Annotated in this window: 12 protein-coding genes; 9 read left to right on the top strand and 3 right to left on the bottom strand. The window is 67.1% G+C overall.

Going from position 1 to position 15,338, the window contains the following annotated elements:
- The first annotated feature begins 60 nt into the window (after positions 1-60).
- Both J9314_RS11070 and J9314_RS11065 read left to right on the top strand, forming a co-directional pair.
- Positions 61-468 carry a DUF3040 domain-containing protein gene (locus tag J9314_RS11070; RefSeq protein ID WP_181273326.1) on the top strand — a complete coding sequence of 136 codons (408 nt, stop codon included), beginning with the start codon at positions 61-63 and terminating at the stop codon, positions 466-468.
- Positions 469-808: 340 nt separating this feature from the next.
- Complete coding sequence (locus J9314_RS11065) at positions 809-1,630, top strand: YdcF family protein (RefSeq protein ID WP_210602444.1); 822 nt, start codon at positions 809-811, stop codon at positions 1,628-1,630.
- A 152-nt stretch (positions 1,631-1,782) separates the two neighbouring features.
- Here the strand turns inward: J9314_RS11065 and J9314_RS11060 are convergent, their stop codons facing one another.
- Genes J9314_RS11060 through J9314_RS11050 form a run of 3 tightly spaced genes read right to left on the bottom strand, consistent with a single transcriptional unit; the run spans position 1,783 to position 6,651 of the window.
- Positions 1,783-4,413 (bottom strand): transglutaminase TgpA family protein, encoded by a 2,631-nt coding sequence (locus J9314_RS11060; protein WP_210602443.1) that lies wholly within the window; start codon positions 4,411-4,413, stop codon positions 1,783-1,785.
- The gene (locus J9314_RS11055; RefSeq protein WP_210602442.1) at positions 4,410-5,657 is read right to left on the bottom strand and encodes a DUF58 domain-containing protein; all 1,248 of its coding nucleotides are present in this window, start codon (positions 5,655-5,657) and stop codon (positions 4,410-4,412) included. The genes J9314_RS11060 and J9314_RS11055 overlap by 4 nt, the downstream gene beginning before the upstream one ends.
- A gap of 4 nt (positions 5,658-5,661) precedes the next feature.
- Positions 5,662-6,651 (bottom strand): AAA family ATPase, encoded by a 990-nt coding sequence (locus tag J9314_RS11050; protein ID WP_181273329.1) that lies wholly within the window; start codon positions 6,649-6,651, stop codon positions 5,662-5,664.
- A 459-nt stretch (positions 6,652-7,110) separates the two neighbouring features.
- Between J9314_RS11050 and mraZ the strand changes: the two genes are divergently transcribed.
- The 7 genes from mraZ (at position 7,111) to mraY (ending at position 15,329) form a co-directional block, all read left to right on the top strand.
- Positions 7,111-7,542, top strand: a complete 432-nt coding sequence (gene mraZ, locus J9314_RS11045) for a division/cell wall cluster transcriptional repressor MraZ (protein ID WP_181273330.1) — start codon at positions 7,111-7,113, stop codon at positions 7,540-7,542.
- Positions 7,543-7,707: 165 nt separating this feature from the next.
- Positions 7,708-8,670, top strand: coding sequence for a 16S rRNA (cytosine(1402)-N(4))-methyltransferase RsmH (gene rsmH / locus J9314_RS11040; protein WP_210602441.1), 963 nt, complete (start codon positions 7,708-7,710; stop codon positions 8,668-8,670).
- Positions 8,667-9,233: a cell division protein FtsL gene (gene ftsL, locus J9314_RS11035; protein WP_210602439.1), complete on the top strand. Its 567-nt coding sequence runs from the start codon at positions 8,667-8,669 to the stop codon at positions 9,231-9,233. The genes rsmH and ftsL overlap by 4 nt, the downstream gene beginning before the upstream one ends.
- An 82-nt stretch (positions 9,234-9,315) precedes the next feature.
- Positions 9,316-11,097 carry a peptidoglycan D,D-transpeptidase FtsI family protein gene (locus tag J9314_RS11030; protein ID WP_246490341.1) on the top strand — a complete coding sequence of 594 codons (1,782 nt, stop codon included), beginning with the start codon at positions 9,316-9,318 and terminating at the stop codon, positions 11,095-11,097.
- Positions 11,094-12,776 carry a Mur ligase family protein gene (locus J9314_RS11025; protein WP_425514158.1) on the top strand — a complete coding sequence of 561 codons (1,683 nt, stop codon included), beginning with the start codon at positions 11,094-11,096 and terminating at the stop codon, positions 12,774-12,776. The genes J9314_RS11030 and J9314_RS11025 overlap by 4 nt, the downstream gene beginning before the upstream one ends.
- A 1-nt stretch (position 12,777) precedes the next feature.
- A complete protein-coding gene (locus J9314_RS11020; RefSeq protein WP_210602436.1) occupies positions 12,778-14,244 on the top strand; it encodes a UDP-N-acetylmuramoyl-tripeptide--D-alanyl-D-alanine ligase in 1,467 nt (488 codons plus the stop codon).
- Positions 14,241-15,329 (top strand): phospho-N-acetylmuramoyl-pentapeptide-transferase, encoded by a 1,089-nt coding sequence (gene mraY / locus J9314_RS11015; protein ID WP_181273335.1) that lies wholly within the window; start codon positions 14,241-14,243, stop codon positions 15,327-15,329. Before J9314_RS11020 ends, mraY begins: the two co-directional genes overlap by 4 nt.
- Positions 15,330-15,338 lie beyond the last annotated feature (9 nt).

The following is a 15,338-nucleotide window of genomic DNA, read 5'->3' as shown; positions in this document are numbered from 1 at the left end:
TTTCGGTGCTCAGAGACTATGATTGTTTCAAAGTCTTGAGTAGGGAAACGGGGGTTCGAGATGCCACTCTCCGATCACGAACAGCAGCTGTTGGATCAACTGGAGCAGCAGCTGCGCAGTGAAGACCCCCGTTTTGCACGCAATATCTCGGAAACGCAGGCCGCGGCCACGGGCCCGGGATTCTCAGCCAAGCGCTTCGTCCTCGGCATCCTCATCGCACTGGCCGGACTCGCCGCGACGATCCTCGCGATCTCGCTCGTGTCCACCTCGATGTGGTTCATCGCCCTCGGCGTCGTCGGCTTCGGTCTCATGGTCGTCGGCATGTATTGGGCGTTCAGCCGTCCGGGTCGCACGCACACCACCCAGACCGAGACGAAGAACGTCGGCTCGAAGTCCGAGTCCAAGGGCAGCGCCGGGTTCATGAGCCGTCTCGAAGACCGGTGGGAAAAGCGCCAGCGCGGCGAATGACATCGGTCCCTGAGGATCAAGGCACTCTCATTCTGAGGGTGCCTTTTTCTATGCCCGGTTCGGCCGTGCGTGGTTCTGCGCCAGCTTCGGCCGGCGCCTCTCGACACGTTTCTGAGTCCGCTTCTCCGGCCGAAGCACAGCCGGGCGCCGATTTCCACGTGGGGCGTCCACCGGCGGCTTCGGGCGACAGTCTGCTCGGGGGCGATCGCCTGCTCGAAGGCGACTGTCTGCGGGCGCATTGGGGCGACTGTCTATCGGAAGTGCACACGTAGTGATGAAAAACAGTACGCATGCACTTCCGATAGACAGTCGCACCGTGTGGCCGGCGAGGCGACGCTGGATGATCACGGGAGCCGGGGTCGGCCTGGGGCTGATCGCGGCAGTATTCGCCTTCGGAGAGCTCAGCCATCTGCGTTCGAGCTGGCGCCGGCTCGGCTCTCGCGGCGTCGGGGGTGGGTCGGACTCCGCTGCCGGCAGGTCGGACCTCGCCGGTGGAGGTGCCGTGCGAGGCGCCGCGGGCGGAGAGCACGCCGGAGGGGGTGCGGTGCGAGGCGTCGGGGGCGGGTCGGACTCCGCTCGCGGAGGTGCCGTGCGAGGCGCCGCGGGCGGAGAGCACACCGTACGAGGACCCACCGCGGGAAGCGGGAGCGATCAGATCGTTGTGGTGCTCGGATACCGCAACCGCGGCACGAAGGCCAACGGGCTCAACCGGTTTCGGGTCAGGGCCGGCCTGCGTTCGATCGACCCGGCCGCCGGCTCACCGGTGGTGATCTTCTGCGGAGGCTCCGTCGCCGGCGCTGTGCCCGAGGCTCGCCTGCTCGATGACTATGCCCGCGACGAACTCGGCTTTGTCGGCAGGGCGCTGTTAGAGACGGAGAGCACGTCGACCTGGGAGAACATCGCCAGGGCGACAGCGCTCATCGATGAGGTGCTCCTGCCCGAGTCGACCATCTGCATCGTCTCGAACTCCCATCACGCCGAAAAGGCCCGCGAACATCTCTGGCAGATGCGCCCCGACCTCGGTGAGCGCCTCGTCCGCGGGGCCGACTACCGATTCGGCGAGCTTCCGCTCGTCAAACCGATCGCCGCAGCCCGCGGACTCCTCGCCCTGCGCGAGATGGACCGGGCACTCGCTGAGTGCGACAGATCGGGCACATGCTGAGCGCGAGATGGACTGGGCACACGCTGAGCGCGACTGAATCGGCACTCACTGAGGTCGACTCACCCGGCACACGGTGGGTGAGACACACTGTGCTCTGAGGGGACGGCCCGTGCGCTGGCCGCCGGCACGGGCCGGTGACGTTCACCCGCCTGTCACTTCGGCGGGTTGAAGAGGCTGGCCGGCCAGATCTTCGCCGAGATCCGACTGCCCGGAGTCGCCCGTTCGGACAGATCCGTACCGACCTCATCGATGAGCGCACTCACCTCGGAGGAATCGAGCGGTTCGGACGCGGCACCGTAACGCTGCGCCTCGAGGGCATCGACGAACGCCGACAGCGCGGTATCGTCCCGGTCCCCGGCATCCGGCTGCGTCGGCGCCGGACTGCGCAGACGTCGCAGACGCTCATCCGAGGATCCGAACGACGTCGTTCCGGCCGCACCGCCTCCCGACGAGGACCCGGCAGCCACCTCGGCGGCCGATTTCCGTGTCGGAGTACCGTCCCCGGAATCTGCTGCGACGGCTCCCGAATCGGCCGCAGCCGCTCCGTTTCCGGCCGCGTCGGACGATGTCTCGGTTCCGGTTGCGGGACTCGCGGCGTTCGACGCCCCCGACTCGGCAGCGTCGGATCCTGCCGAACCAGCGGCACTGGAACCTGTCGAACCTGTGGCACCGGCCGTATCGGACCCGGCCGAACCCGAAGCACCGGACCCGGCCGAACCCGCCGCACCGGCGAGGATGAGCTCGTTGAACCGCAGCGTCCCGCTCGGGTCGAGGCTCTGCCCGTAGTCGGTGGCGAGAGCGCGGACCTCGGTCCACACGGCCTCGAGGTCCGTCGGATCGTTCGTCCGCCGCGACCGCAGGATCGACCGCCAGATCGCGGGCATCGCGGCCAGGAGCAGCAGCACGAGGATGATGATGCCGCCCCACACGTATGTGCTCAGATCGGCGCCCGCCGGTTGTGCGGCCTGTGTGGACGTCTCTTCCTCGGTGGGCTCTTCGGAACCGCCGGCCGCGGTCTCCGAAGCCTCGTCGGAGGGCTCCTCGCTCGGGCTCGCGGACTCCGACTCGTCTTCCGAGTCGTTCTCCTGTGCGCCGCTGGCCAGAGTCCACTTCGGCGGATCTCCGGCCGGGCCGCCGGGAGTCGGTTCGAAGCGCACCCACCCGGCACCCTCGAAGTAGAGTTCCGGCCACGCGTGCGAATCCTGCATGCTCACGTCGTAGCCGCCGTCGGCCTCGTCGCCGCCGGCGAAGCCGACGCCGATGCGGGCGGGGATTCCCATCGTCCTGGCCATGATCGTCATGGCCGAGGAGAACTGGACGCAGTACCCCTTCTTGTCATTGAGGAAGTCCGAGATCGCGTCGCCGCTGGCGCGTTCCGGGGCATCGAGTGAGTACTCGAACTCACCGCTGCGGAAGTATGCCTGTAGCAGGACCGCGGCCTCCCACTGGTTGTCGGCATCGGCGGTCACCTGCTCGGCGGTCTCCTTGACGGTGTCCGGCAGGGAATCGGGCACGGCGAGCTCGGTCTCGAAATCGCTCTCGCTCACCGGCGTCGCATTCTTCAGGTCATCGACCGATGGGTTCGGCGAGAGATAGTCCATCGAGTACTTCAGGCCACCGGTCTTCTCACCGTTGCCGACGACCGTCAGGGTCTTCTCGTCGAAGATCCACCGCCGATCGAGACCGTTGGGCTGCTGCGGGGCATAGGGCGAAGGCAGGTACTGCTGGTCGTACTTGTCGCCGACGCGCACGTCGATCGTCTCGTTCTTGAAGTTCGTCTCACGCGGCATCCCCTCAGGCCAGGGCATGCCGTCTGTGGCGATCGCGAAGGGGTCGAGGCCGAAGGCACTCGGCGCCCAATTCTCCCCATCGAAGTCATCGATCGAGGTCAGGCGGATCGGATCCGACTCCTCGCCCGTCGTCTCGTAGCTGAAGAGCGTGGCATCGTCACGGTCGCCGAGGTTCTGCCGGAGATTGAGGAACGGGTTCGTCACGGTCAGATCGCCCTGTCCGTTCGAAGCCCGGTCGGGCAGACTCGGCACGGGAGGCAGCGCCAAGGGAAGGCCGAGGCCGATGCCCAGAGCCAGCGCACCGGCGAGGACCGCGGTCAGTCCGCCCCTCCACCGTGTGGCCGGCAGATACGGGCTGAGCATGAGCAGCAGGAACGCAGCGAGAATCGCGACGATATGCCACCAGCGGACCTCACGGGAGGCGAAGTAGACGGGAATCATCCACAGCACGAGCAACAGCACACCGCCGACCTTCGGAGCCCGGAGGTCGGAGACGAGACCGTCGATGAGGATCGTGATGAGCGTGAACGCGATCGTGAGCATCGCGGTGAAGCCCGGGGTGCTCGCCGCCGGGGGAGCGGTGGCATAGAGATCGCTCACGCCGTCGGAGAGGCGGTCGATGACCATGCCGAAGGACTCGCCGGTGGGAATGAACCCGAGGATGAGCGAACCCTTCGCACAAATCGCGAAGACAGCGATGAGACCGGCCACACATTGGGCGATCACGGCGGTGCCGCTCGACCGCAGCGCCGGAATGCTGCGGAAGACGGCGCCGACGACGACGATGACGGCCGACGCCACGAGCACGGGCGGCAGCCACGCGAAGTCGGAGAACACGGCCGAGATCGCCACAGCGGTCAGTACCATCGCCGCGAAGACGATGCCCGCCTCGAGCCAGCCCGTCGGCGGACGCGTGTCCTGCGTCGACAGGGGGTCGGCCGAATCGTGTCCGTCCGACTCGCGGTCCACGGCGGGTGAGGTGTCGAGACTCATCGTCCCACCCCCTGCGGTCCGTCGGGCATCGGCGATCCGACGCCGGCGCTGCCTGCCGGGGTCGTGCTCGACTTGGTAGGCGATTGCGAGCCGGTGGACCGACGCTTCGATTCGAAGGTCGTCCAGGACTCGGGCAGATCCTCGCTGAGGCCGATCATCGTCAGATCACCGATCTCGCTGAGCGTGCGCAGCGTGACCGGGACCCTGCGGGAGAACGCCGAGGCGAGCTCCTGCCCGCGCTCGTCACCGACGGCACAGATGACGATGTGATTCGGATTGTCATGCTTGGGCAGTTCGACCCTGCCCGGTCGCACGATTGCGGAGAGAAGGCGCAGCCTGTCGATGTCGCGGGCTCCTTTGAGTCTGGTCTCGTGTCCGGGCGCGACGACGAAGACCTCGTAGTCGGACCGGAGGAAGGCAGTGCCGGCGGAGACGGCGGCGGCGAGGAGGAATTCGATCTCCTGCTCGCTCGGCTGAGCATCCGCGGCGTCGGCAGCGAGGTCGATGACGATGAGGGCATGCAGCGTCTCCTCATCGGCTTCGTGGCGGACCATGAGCTCACCGGACTTCGCCGTCGAAGGCCAGTGCACATGCCGCAGATCGTCGCCGGGCACGTACTCACGGGTGTGGAAGTCACGGGTCGTATGCCCAGAGCGGACCTTGCCGTCGTCGAGGCGGGCCGGCCGGATCGAGGAGTCCTTCGGGATGCGCGCGCCGAGGATCGGCACCGATACGGCCACGGGGAATGCCCCGCGCACCTTCCGCTTCATCTTCACCAGACCGAAGGGACCGAAGACGGTGATGAGCACTGCCTCGATGCCCGAGACGCCGCGACGGTTCGGGGTGAACGAGGTGAGCACGGTCTGGGAGGCCCGGTGCGCCAGCGGCGGAACCTCTCCCGATGTCGAATCGCCGAATCCCTCGGCGGCGACGAAGTCGATCGTCGCCGCGGGAATCGCGAGCTGACCGATGTTCGTCACCCGGGCCTCGACCTCGACCTCCTTGCCCTCGGCCGCCAGCGGGTAGCGGTCGCGGGAAGCGGCCAGAGCCACCTCGGGCAGGGGAGTGGACATCGTCACCGATACCCGGCGGGTGCCCCAGACGATGAGCAGAGCCGAGAGAACGACCAGACCGAGCAGCAGCAGCCCGGCCGGAAGCAGCCCCGGCAGCGCGAAGCGGTAGGCCGCGATGATCAGCGCCGCTCCGGCCAGGACGAAGATGATTCCAGAGGTGCTCAGTCGCATGCGTTCACTGGTTCGTCGAGACGGGCACGCGGGCGAGCACGCGGCCGATGAGGTCGGTGGCCAGCTCGGAGTCGTCACCGTCGCGGGGGATGATGCGGTGGGCGAGGATGTAGGGCGCCAGGGCCTGCACGTCGTCGGGAGTGACGAAGGTCCGCCCCGACAGCGCCGCCCGAGCCTTGGCGGCCCGCAGCAGGTGGACGCCGCCGCGCGGCGAGCTGCCGAGCAGGATCGCCGGATCGTTGCGGCTGGCCTGGAGGATCGCCACGATGTACTCGCGCAGCGCCTTGCTCGCCGAGACGTGCCGGACGATCGTGCGCGCCTGCGTGATCTGCTCGAGGTTCGTCACTGCGGCAGCCGTTTCGAGCGGATCGTTCTGGATCTGGTTGTCCAGCAGGTCGACCTCATCCGCCGTGGCCGGATAGCCCAGCGAGATGCGAGTGAGGAAGCGGTCGCGCTGCGCCTCGGGCAGGGCGTAGGTGCCCTCCATGTCGATCGGGTTCTGCGTGGCCACCACGATGAACGGCGTGGGCATCTGATAGGTCTGCCCGTCGATCGTCGCCTGACCTTCGGCCATGCACTCGAGCATCGCGGACTGGGTCTTCGGCGAGGCGCGGTTGATCTCGTCGGCGATGACGATATTCGCGAACACCGGTCCCTGCCGGAACTCGAAGTGGCGGGTCTCCTGATTGAACAGGTTGACACCGACGACATCGGTGGGCAGCAGATCGGGCGTGAACTGGATGCGCCGGACCGAACCGTCGACGACCTTGCCCATGGCGCGGGCAAGCAGCGTCTTGCCGACTCCGGGGACGTCCTCGAGGAGGACATGGCCGCCGGCGAGCAGAGCGATGAGCGAGAGCCCCACCGCCTCGTCCTTGCCTTCGAGCACCGAGTTCATGGCCGTGCGTGCCCGGGAGGTCAGATGCTGCACCCATTCGATGTGTTCAGCACCGATCACGGAATTGGTCTGTGTACCTTCTTGGCTGATCGACATAGCCCCATTGTCTCCTATCCCCGCGCCCCCAGCCACACGAGGTTTTCCCAGGCTCCCCGCTTCGCTCCCCACCCCACTGCGCCATCCCTCCATTCCCCTCCCCGAGGCGGCTCCCCACTCCGCTCCCCACTTTCCTCCACACGGACCCTCCACTTTCCTCCCCACTTCGCCCCACCTCGGCGACGGGGAAGGCCGAGATCCGCACAATCGTGCGGATCTCGCCCCCTGAACCCACCCTCGCCGAGGCGGCCCACCCATTCCGCTGACCCGCCGTCCGACACCCCGATCGACCCGCCACGACGCACCGATGCGAAAAAATCCCCACTTTCCTCCACCTATCTGACCTGGGAAAACAATGCCTTCTAGACATCGGAGAGGCGAAGAGCTGGAATAGGTGGAGGAAAGTGGAGTACTGTGGTTGCTATCGGAGCCGATGGGTTTCGAAAGGGGTGAGACGACATGTTCTTGGGCACTCATATGCAGAAGCTCGACGACAAGGGTCGCCTCATCCTGCCCGCAAAGTTCCGCGAGGAGCTGTCGCCCGGACTCGTTCTGACCCGTGGCCAGGAGAACTGCCTCACCCTGTTCCCCACCACGGAGTTCGAAGCCGAGCACGCGCGAATCCAGAACGCGCCGAAGACGAATAAGGAAGCCCGCGACTACCAGCGTGTGTTCCTGTCGGCGGCATTTGCGGATCAGCCGGACAAACAGGGACGCATCACGGTCCCGAACATATTGCGGCAGTACGCATCACTTGATCGGGAGGTCGCAGTGATCGGCATGGGCAACCGAGTCGAGATCTGGGACGCACCGACCTGGGAGGACTACCTCGTCGGCGCTCAGCAGACCTTCGCCGAACGCGAGGAGGAGGTGATTCCCGGAGTGATCTGATTCTGCTCGGGTTTGATCCTTGCCCGCCGCGCTCGAGTTTCGGGGAACTTCCCCGTTTCCGAAGCTCGGATGTCCTGACACACTTCCCCGGTGGCAGGGCCGCGGCGGACAAGGTTCTGGCTCCAGCAGCACCACCACGACCACCCACGCACGAAGGATCCGACCATGACAGCTCAGCACGTTCCGGTGCTCCTCGAGCGCGTGGTCGAGCTCATCGGCATCGGCGTCGAAGCCGCACGGGCCGCCGGCATCACCCCGGTCGTCGTCGACGGGACCCTGGGCATGGGCGGGCACGCCGAGGCCGTTCTCACCGCCTTCGACGACGTCCACCTCGTCGGCATCGACCGCGACACCCAGGCCATCGACATCGCGACGAAGCGCCTGGCCCCCTTCGCCGACCGCACCGACATCGTCCACGCCGTCGACGACGAGCTGCCGGAGATACTCACCGACCTCGGCATCGATTCCATCAGCGCGATCCTGCTCGACCTCGGTGTCTCCTCCCTGCAGCTGGACGAGGACGACCGCGGGTTCTCCTACTCCCGGCCGGCACCGCTGGACATGCGCATGGACAGGACCCAGGAGCTCACCGCCGCCGAGGTGCTCGCCACCTACTCCGAATCCGAGCTGCGCCGCATCCTCCGCGAATACGGGGAGGAGAAGCTGGCCGGGAAGATCGCGAAGATCATCGTCACCGACCGGGCGCACACCCCGTGGGAGACCTCGGATCAGCTCGCGGCGCTGCTCTCCCGAGTGATCCCGCAGACGAAGAAGAAGTCGCACCCGGCCAAACGCACCTTCCAGGCCCTGCGCATCGAGGTCAACGACGAACTCGGCGTGCTGCGCACCGCGCTGCCGGCGGCGCTGAAGGCGCTGCACATCGGGGGAGTGGCCGTCATCGAGTCCTATCAGTCGCTCGAGGACACGATCGTGAAGAAGACCTTCCGGACTGCCACGACCTCCTCGGCGCCGCCGGACCTGCCGGTGGTTCCCGAGGAGCATCAGCCGTGGTTGGCCGAGATCATCCGCGGAGCCGAGATGGCCGACGAGACAGAAGCAGAGAACAATCCGCGGGCGGCCAGCGTCCGTCTGCGGGCAGTGCAGAAGATCAGGGAGGCACGATCGTGAGCAATTCCCCGGCAAGAGCAGGTCAGCCCGACTTCCCCGAACGGTCCCGCCGCCTCGAGCAGGCCGGCAGCGGCCTGAGCAGCCCGAAGCTGCGGCTGCTCAAGTTCGAACTGCCTCAGTCCCGCCTGCCGTTCTCGCTGATGTGCGTGGCGATCCTCGTGGCCACCCTCGTGGCGGTGCTGCTGCTCAACATCTTCGTCTCCCACACCTCCTACAAGGTCGACCAGCTGACCAGTGAGAAGGAGGCGCTGGCCGAGCAGAAGGACCGCCTCGTCGAGGACAACTCCTACCGCGAGTCCCCGCAGAACATCTCCCTCGCCGCCGAACACCTCGGCCTCGTGCGCGACTCCTCCCCGGAGTTCCTCGACGCGAAGACGGGGAAGATCATCGACGCCCCAGGCATCGACGTCAGCGGTGAGAAAGAGCCCACAGTCGTGCCCGGGCCGCGTGCCGATACACGAGAAGACCTGCGACCCAATCTACGATCGGATGAGAAGCTCCCGGTCGTCGGGGGCAGTCCGAGTGAGGACGTCGCGGCTCCGAGCCAGGAGACCCCGAAGTAGTCCGAGCTCGCGGGCAGACGGTGCAGACCCGGCTGCGCGTGGAACCGATCGCGAACAGAGCTTAAGGACCAAGGACTCGGCTATGGGCTCAGGTAAGACTCGACTCAAGAGGAAGCGCAGAGGCTCCGGCCCCAACCTGCGACTGCGGATGGGAGCCATCGCCGCCATCGCGGTCCTCGCCCTCCTCATCACCTCGGTGCGACTCATCTCCATCCAGGGGATGGATTCGATGCAGCTCGCCGAGAAGGCCCTGTCCAACCGCCTCGTCACCCGCACCCTGCCCGCCGACCGCGGACAGATCCTCGCGTCCGACGGCACCGTGCTCGCCGACAGCGTCTCCCGCTACCAGCTCGTCGTCGACCAGGAGAACGTCGCCCAGTACAAGGTCGACGGCAAACTGGTCGGAGCCTGGGGTGCGGCCGAAGCCCTGGCCAAGCCGCTCAACACCGACCCGGGACTCATCTATCCGAAGCTCGTCGGCGACAAACGGTGGAACCCCGTGGCCAAGGGACTGACCTCGGAGACCTGGCGGGCCGTGCAGAAGCTGGACGTCCTCGGCGTCTCCGCCGAGGAGTACTCCGTGCGCTCGTACCCCGCAGGCGGGATCGCCGGCAACCTCGTCGGCTTCCTCAGCTCCGACGGCACCGCCCAGGCCGGACTCGAGATGGCCTACGACAAGGAGCTCTCCGGCACCGACGGTCAGCAGCAGTACGAACGCGGTGCGCGCGGAGAGATCATCCCGCTCGGCGACAACAACATCAAGGACGCCGTCGACGGCGAAGGCCTGCAGACGACGATCGACCCCGACCTCCAGTACTACGCGCAGCAGGCCATCGAGGAGCAGCGGAAGAAGCACAAGGCCGAATCCGGGTCCATCGTCATCAAAGACGTCAAGACGGGGAAGATCCTCGCCGCCGCCGACGCCCCCACCGTGGACCCGAACTCGCCGGGCGAGGTCGACGGCGACGATCGCGGCTCACGGATCTTCACCGACGTCTTCGAACCCGGCTCGACGGCGAAGATGGTCACCGCCGCGGCCCTGCTCGACCAGGGTCTCGTCACTCCGAAGTCGGAATTCACGGTGCCCGACAAGTGGAAGGCACCCAACGACGAGGAGTTCAGGGACTCCCACCCGCATGAGGATGAGAAGCTCACCTTCGCCGGGATCCTCGCCCAGTCCTCGAACACCGGCACGATCCTCGCCGGACAGAAGCTCACCGAGGCTCAGCGCTACGAATACATGAAGAAGTTCGGCATCGGCTCCACCACGGGAATCGGCTTCCCTGCCGAGACCGGGGGAATCCTCCACCCGTATCAGGACTGGGACGGACGCACGAAGTACACCGTGATGTTCGGCCAGGGTGTGGCCGCGAACGCACTGCAGACCACCGACGTCATCTCGACGATCGCCAACGGGGGAGTCCACGTCCCCTCCCGACTCGTCGACGGCATGATCTCGCCGAAGGGACAGACAGTGTCCGATCCGGCGGGCAAGACCCAGCGCGTGGTGAGCAAGAAGGCCGCCGACCAGACCCTGCGGATGCTCGAGGGCGTTGTCGCCGAGGGCACCGGCAAGTCCGCTCAGGTGTCCGGCTACCGGGTCGCCGGCAAGACCGGCACCGCTCAGGCGCCTGCCGCCGAGGGCGGCGGCTATGACGGCTACACTGCCTCGTTCGTCGGTGTGCTGCCCGCCGAGGACCCGCAGCTGGCGATCTCCGTGACTTTGCAGAGGCCCAGAGACGGCTACTACGGTGGACAGGCCGCCGCCCCCGTCTTCTCCGATGTCGCGGGTTTCGCGATGCGCCATCTGAGGATCCCCCCGTCGACCGAGAAGCCCGACCTGCCTGCTCGAGAATGGAAATGATGCGTTTTTCACAGCTGCTGCCGATCGCGCCCGGCACCCTCCACGGCGATCCCGAGAAGGAGGTCACGGGAGTCTCCCACGACTCGCGGGCGGTCACCCCAGGTCAGCTCTACGCGGCGCTGCCCGGCGCGAACGTGCATGGGGCGACCTTCGCGCCCGACCTCATCCGCCAAGGCGTCGACGCCGTGCTCACCGACGCGCACGGGTGGGACCGCATCACCGACGCCCTCAGCGGAACCGAGGCCGACCGGGAGCTGCTCGAGAAGGTCACCGCGCTCATCGTCGAAGCCCCGCGGGCGGTGCTCGGATACGTCTCCGCAGCCGTCTTCGGGACCACCTCGGTGCCGGAGCTCATCGGCGTCACCGGGACGAACGGCAAGACCACGACGACCTACCTGGCCGACGGAATGCTCGCCGCCCTGGGCCACCGGACCGCCGTCATCGGCACCGTGGCCATCCTCATCGCCGGAGACACCGTCCCCAGCGTGCGGACCACCCCCGAGGCGCCCGAGCTGCACGCCCTGTTCGCGAAGATGCGGGCGGCCGACGTCGACACCTGCACGATGGAGGTCTCCTCCCACGCCCTGAGCCAGCACCGCGTCGACGGCGCCCACTTCTCCGTGGCCGGGTTCACGAACCTGTCCCAGGACCACCTCGACTTCCACCACACGATGGAGGAGTACTTCGAGGCCAAGGCGACGCTGTTCACCCGCACCTTCTCCGACCGGGCCGTCATCGTCGTCGAGGACGACTGGGGCGACCGGATGGTCGCGGCCTCCCAGGTGCCCGTGCGCACACTCGGCCGTGACGACCGCAGCGAATGGCGCATCGAGCACACACCAGGGGAGTCGGAGTTCCTCCTCCACCTCGGTCGGGGAAGCGACGCGAATCTCGGTCCGGGAGACGACGCGAATCTCGGTCGGGGAGATGGAGAGGGTGCGGCTGCCCGCGCGGACGGAGTGCCACGATCAGCTGTCGACCAGCCCGAAAGCATCCGGCTGCGATCACCGCTGCCCGGGGACTTCAACGTCACGAACACCGCCCTGGCCGCAGCCATGCTGCTCGAATCCGGCATCAGCCCCGCAGAACTCGACGCGATCGGCCGCAGCTTCGCGGCCACGGTGCCGGGCCGGATGGAGATCATCGACGTATCCGGTCCCCGCGCCCTCGGCCAGTCCCACCCCGAACTCCTTCCCCGCGCCATCGTCGACTACTCACACACCCCCGACGCGATCGCGAAGGCGCTGGCGAGTCTCGACGCCGATTCGGAGGAGCTCGTCATCGTCTTCGGCGCCGGCGGCGACCGTGACCGCGGCAAACGCTTCGGCATGGGCCAGGCTGCCGCTCGCGAGGCCGACGTGATCGTTCTCACCGACGACAATCCCCGCACCGAGGACCCGTCCGCGATCCGCGCCGCCATCCGGGAAGGCATCGACGCCGAGGTGGCTGCGGGAAACGCACGTGTGAAAAAGATCATCGAAGTCCCCGATCGCGGAACCGCCATCGACGAGACGATCGCGTCGGCACACCCGTCTGCGACCGTGCTCATCGCAGGAAAGGGACACGAGACTGGCCAGACCGTGGGCACGACCGTGACCGAATTCGACGACCGTGCGCGGACACGCTCGGCGCTGTCCATGCGACTGGGCGGGGCACAACCAGGTAAAGTTCACAGTTGATATGAAGCGACTGACTGCAGCCGAGATCGCAACCGCCCTCAGCGGCGAGTTGTACGGCATCGACCCCGAGACCCCATTGACCGCCGGCGTGGTGACCGACTCGAGAGAGGTCGGACCCGGCGACATCTATGTTGCCCGCCGAGGCGAGAGCTTCGACGGCATCGAATTCGCCGCCTCCGCCATCGAGGCGGGTGCGGCGCTCATCATCGGCGAATCCGTCCCCACCGTCGATGACGAACCCCTGCCGAGTGTGGTCGTGGCGGATGCCACCGAGGCGCTGGGGCAACTGGCCAAGCACAGCATCGAGGGCCTGCGCGCCGACGGTGAGCTCACCGTCGTCGCGATCACCGGTTCCGTCGGCAAGACCACGGTGAAGGACCTCGCCGCGGACCTGCTCGCCGGCGCTGCCGAGACCGTGTGGCCTCCGAACTCGTACAACAACGAGGTCGGGGTGCCGCTGACCGCGCTGCGCGCCGCCGAGTCGACCCGGTTCCTCGTCCTCGAGATGGGAGCCCGGTCGATCGGCAACCTCGCCTACCTCACGAGCCTCATCCGCCCCGACATCGCCGTCGAACTCGCCGTGGGCACCGCCCATTCCGGCGTGTTCGGGTCGATCGAGAACACCGCCCGGGCCAAGGCCGAACTCGTCGAGTCCCTGACCGCCGGGTCGACGGCGATCCTCAACGCCGACGACGCCCGCGTGGCCGGAATGCACGAGGTGCTCGCCCCCGAGGTGAACACGCTGTGGTTCTCGCAGCGGGAATCCCTGCCCGAATGGGTCGGGGCGATCGATGAGGTCGTCCGCGGCACGTCGATGAGCACCGACGCCTCGGGTCATCCCGCGTTCACCCTGACGCTTCCCGGCGAGGAGCCGCAGGACGTGCGGCTGGCCCTCATCGGCGAACACCATGTCGGCAACGCGCTGGCCGCCGCGGCCATCGCCCATGCCTGCGGGGTCGGAACGAAATCGATCGTGACCACCCTCTCGACCTCCTCGGCGGCGAGCCGGTGGCGGATGGAGCTCATCGACTCGCCCTCGGGCGTGACGGTGCTCAACGACGCCTACAACGCGAACCCCGAGTCGATGCGGGCCTCCCTGAAGACGCTGGCGTCGATGGGCCGCGGAGACGACGAGAACGGACCACGCCGAACCTTCGCCGTGCTCGGTGAGATGCTCGAACTCGGTGACGAGTCCGTGTCCGCGCACTCGGACATCGGAGAACTCGTCGTCCGCCTCAACATCACCCGCACCATCGTCGTCGGCGAGGGCGCGAAGCCGATCTTCAACGCCGCGAACCTCGAAGGCTCATGGGGCAATGAGGCCGCGTGGGTCGCCACCGCGGCCGAGGCGAAGGATCTGCTCTCCGCCGAACTCGCCCCCGGCGACATCGTTCTGTTCAAATCCTCCCGCGACGCCGGACTGCGGTACCTCGGGGACGAAATCGCCGGTGTATCGGGGGCCCAATGATCGCCGTACTGCTCGCAGCCTGCCTGGCTCTCATCTTCGCCCTCGTCGGGACCCCCCTGTTCATCAGGGTGCTCGTCAAACAGGGCTACGGCCAGTTCGTCCGTGACGACGGCCCGACCTCGCATGCGACGAAGCGCGGCACCCCGACGATGGGCGGAGTCGTCATCATCGGCGCCGCCATCCTCGCCTACCTGCTCGGACACCTCTTCACCGGGTCCGTGCCGACCGCCTCGGGGCTGCTCGTCCTATGGTTGGCCGGGGGACTCGGCGTCGTCGGCTTCCTCGACGACTTCATCAAGATCAAGAAACAGCGCTCCCTGGGTCTGCGCCCGGTGCCCAAGCTCATCGGGCAGGCCTTCGTCGGCATCTCCTTCGCCGTGCTCGCCCTGCAGTTCCCGAACTCCTTCGGTGAGACCCCGGCATCGACGAAGATCTCGTTCATCCGCGACACGAACCTCGACCTCGCCTTCGGCTCCGCGGTGCTCGGTCTCATCCTGTTCGTCGTCTGGGCGAATCTCATCGTCACCGCCGTGTCCAACGCGGTCAACCTCACCGACGGCCTCGACGGACTCGCCGCGGGCGCCTCGGTGGTCGTCTTCGCCGCCTACGTCGTCATCGGCACCTGGCAGTCGACTCAGAACTGCAACCTCATGTCCGAGGCCACGAACGCCTGCTACTACATGCGCGACCCCCGCGACCTCGCCATGGTCGCCGGCGCCATGGCCGCCGCCTGCTTCGGCTTCCTGTGGTTCAACACCTCCCCGGCGAAGATCTTCATGGGCGACACCGGTTCGCTGGCCCTCGGCGGCGCCTTCGCCGGACTCGCGATCATGTCGCGCACCGAACTCCTGCTCATCGTCCTCGGCGGACTCTTCGTCATCATCACCCTGTCGGTGATCATCCAGGTGGCCTCGTTCAAGACCACCGGCAAACGGGTGTTCCGGATGGCCCCGCTCCAGCATCACTTCGAGCTCAAGGGCTGGGCAGAGGTGACGATCGTGGTGAGATTCTGGATCATCGCAGCACTCTTCGTCATCGCCGGCATCTGTCTCTTCTACGCCGATTGGGTGGCCCGTGTTGGCTGATGAGCAGAC

The sequence above is a fragment of the Brevibacterium oceani genome, from assembly GCF_017948325.1.
Classification (GTDB): Bacteria; Actinomycetota; Actinomycetes; order Actinomycetales; family Brevibacteriaceae; genus Brevibacterium; species Brevibacterium oceani.
Note: the sequence above shows the minus strand (reverse complement) of the source record. Positions and strands in the feature narration are given on the sequence as shown.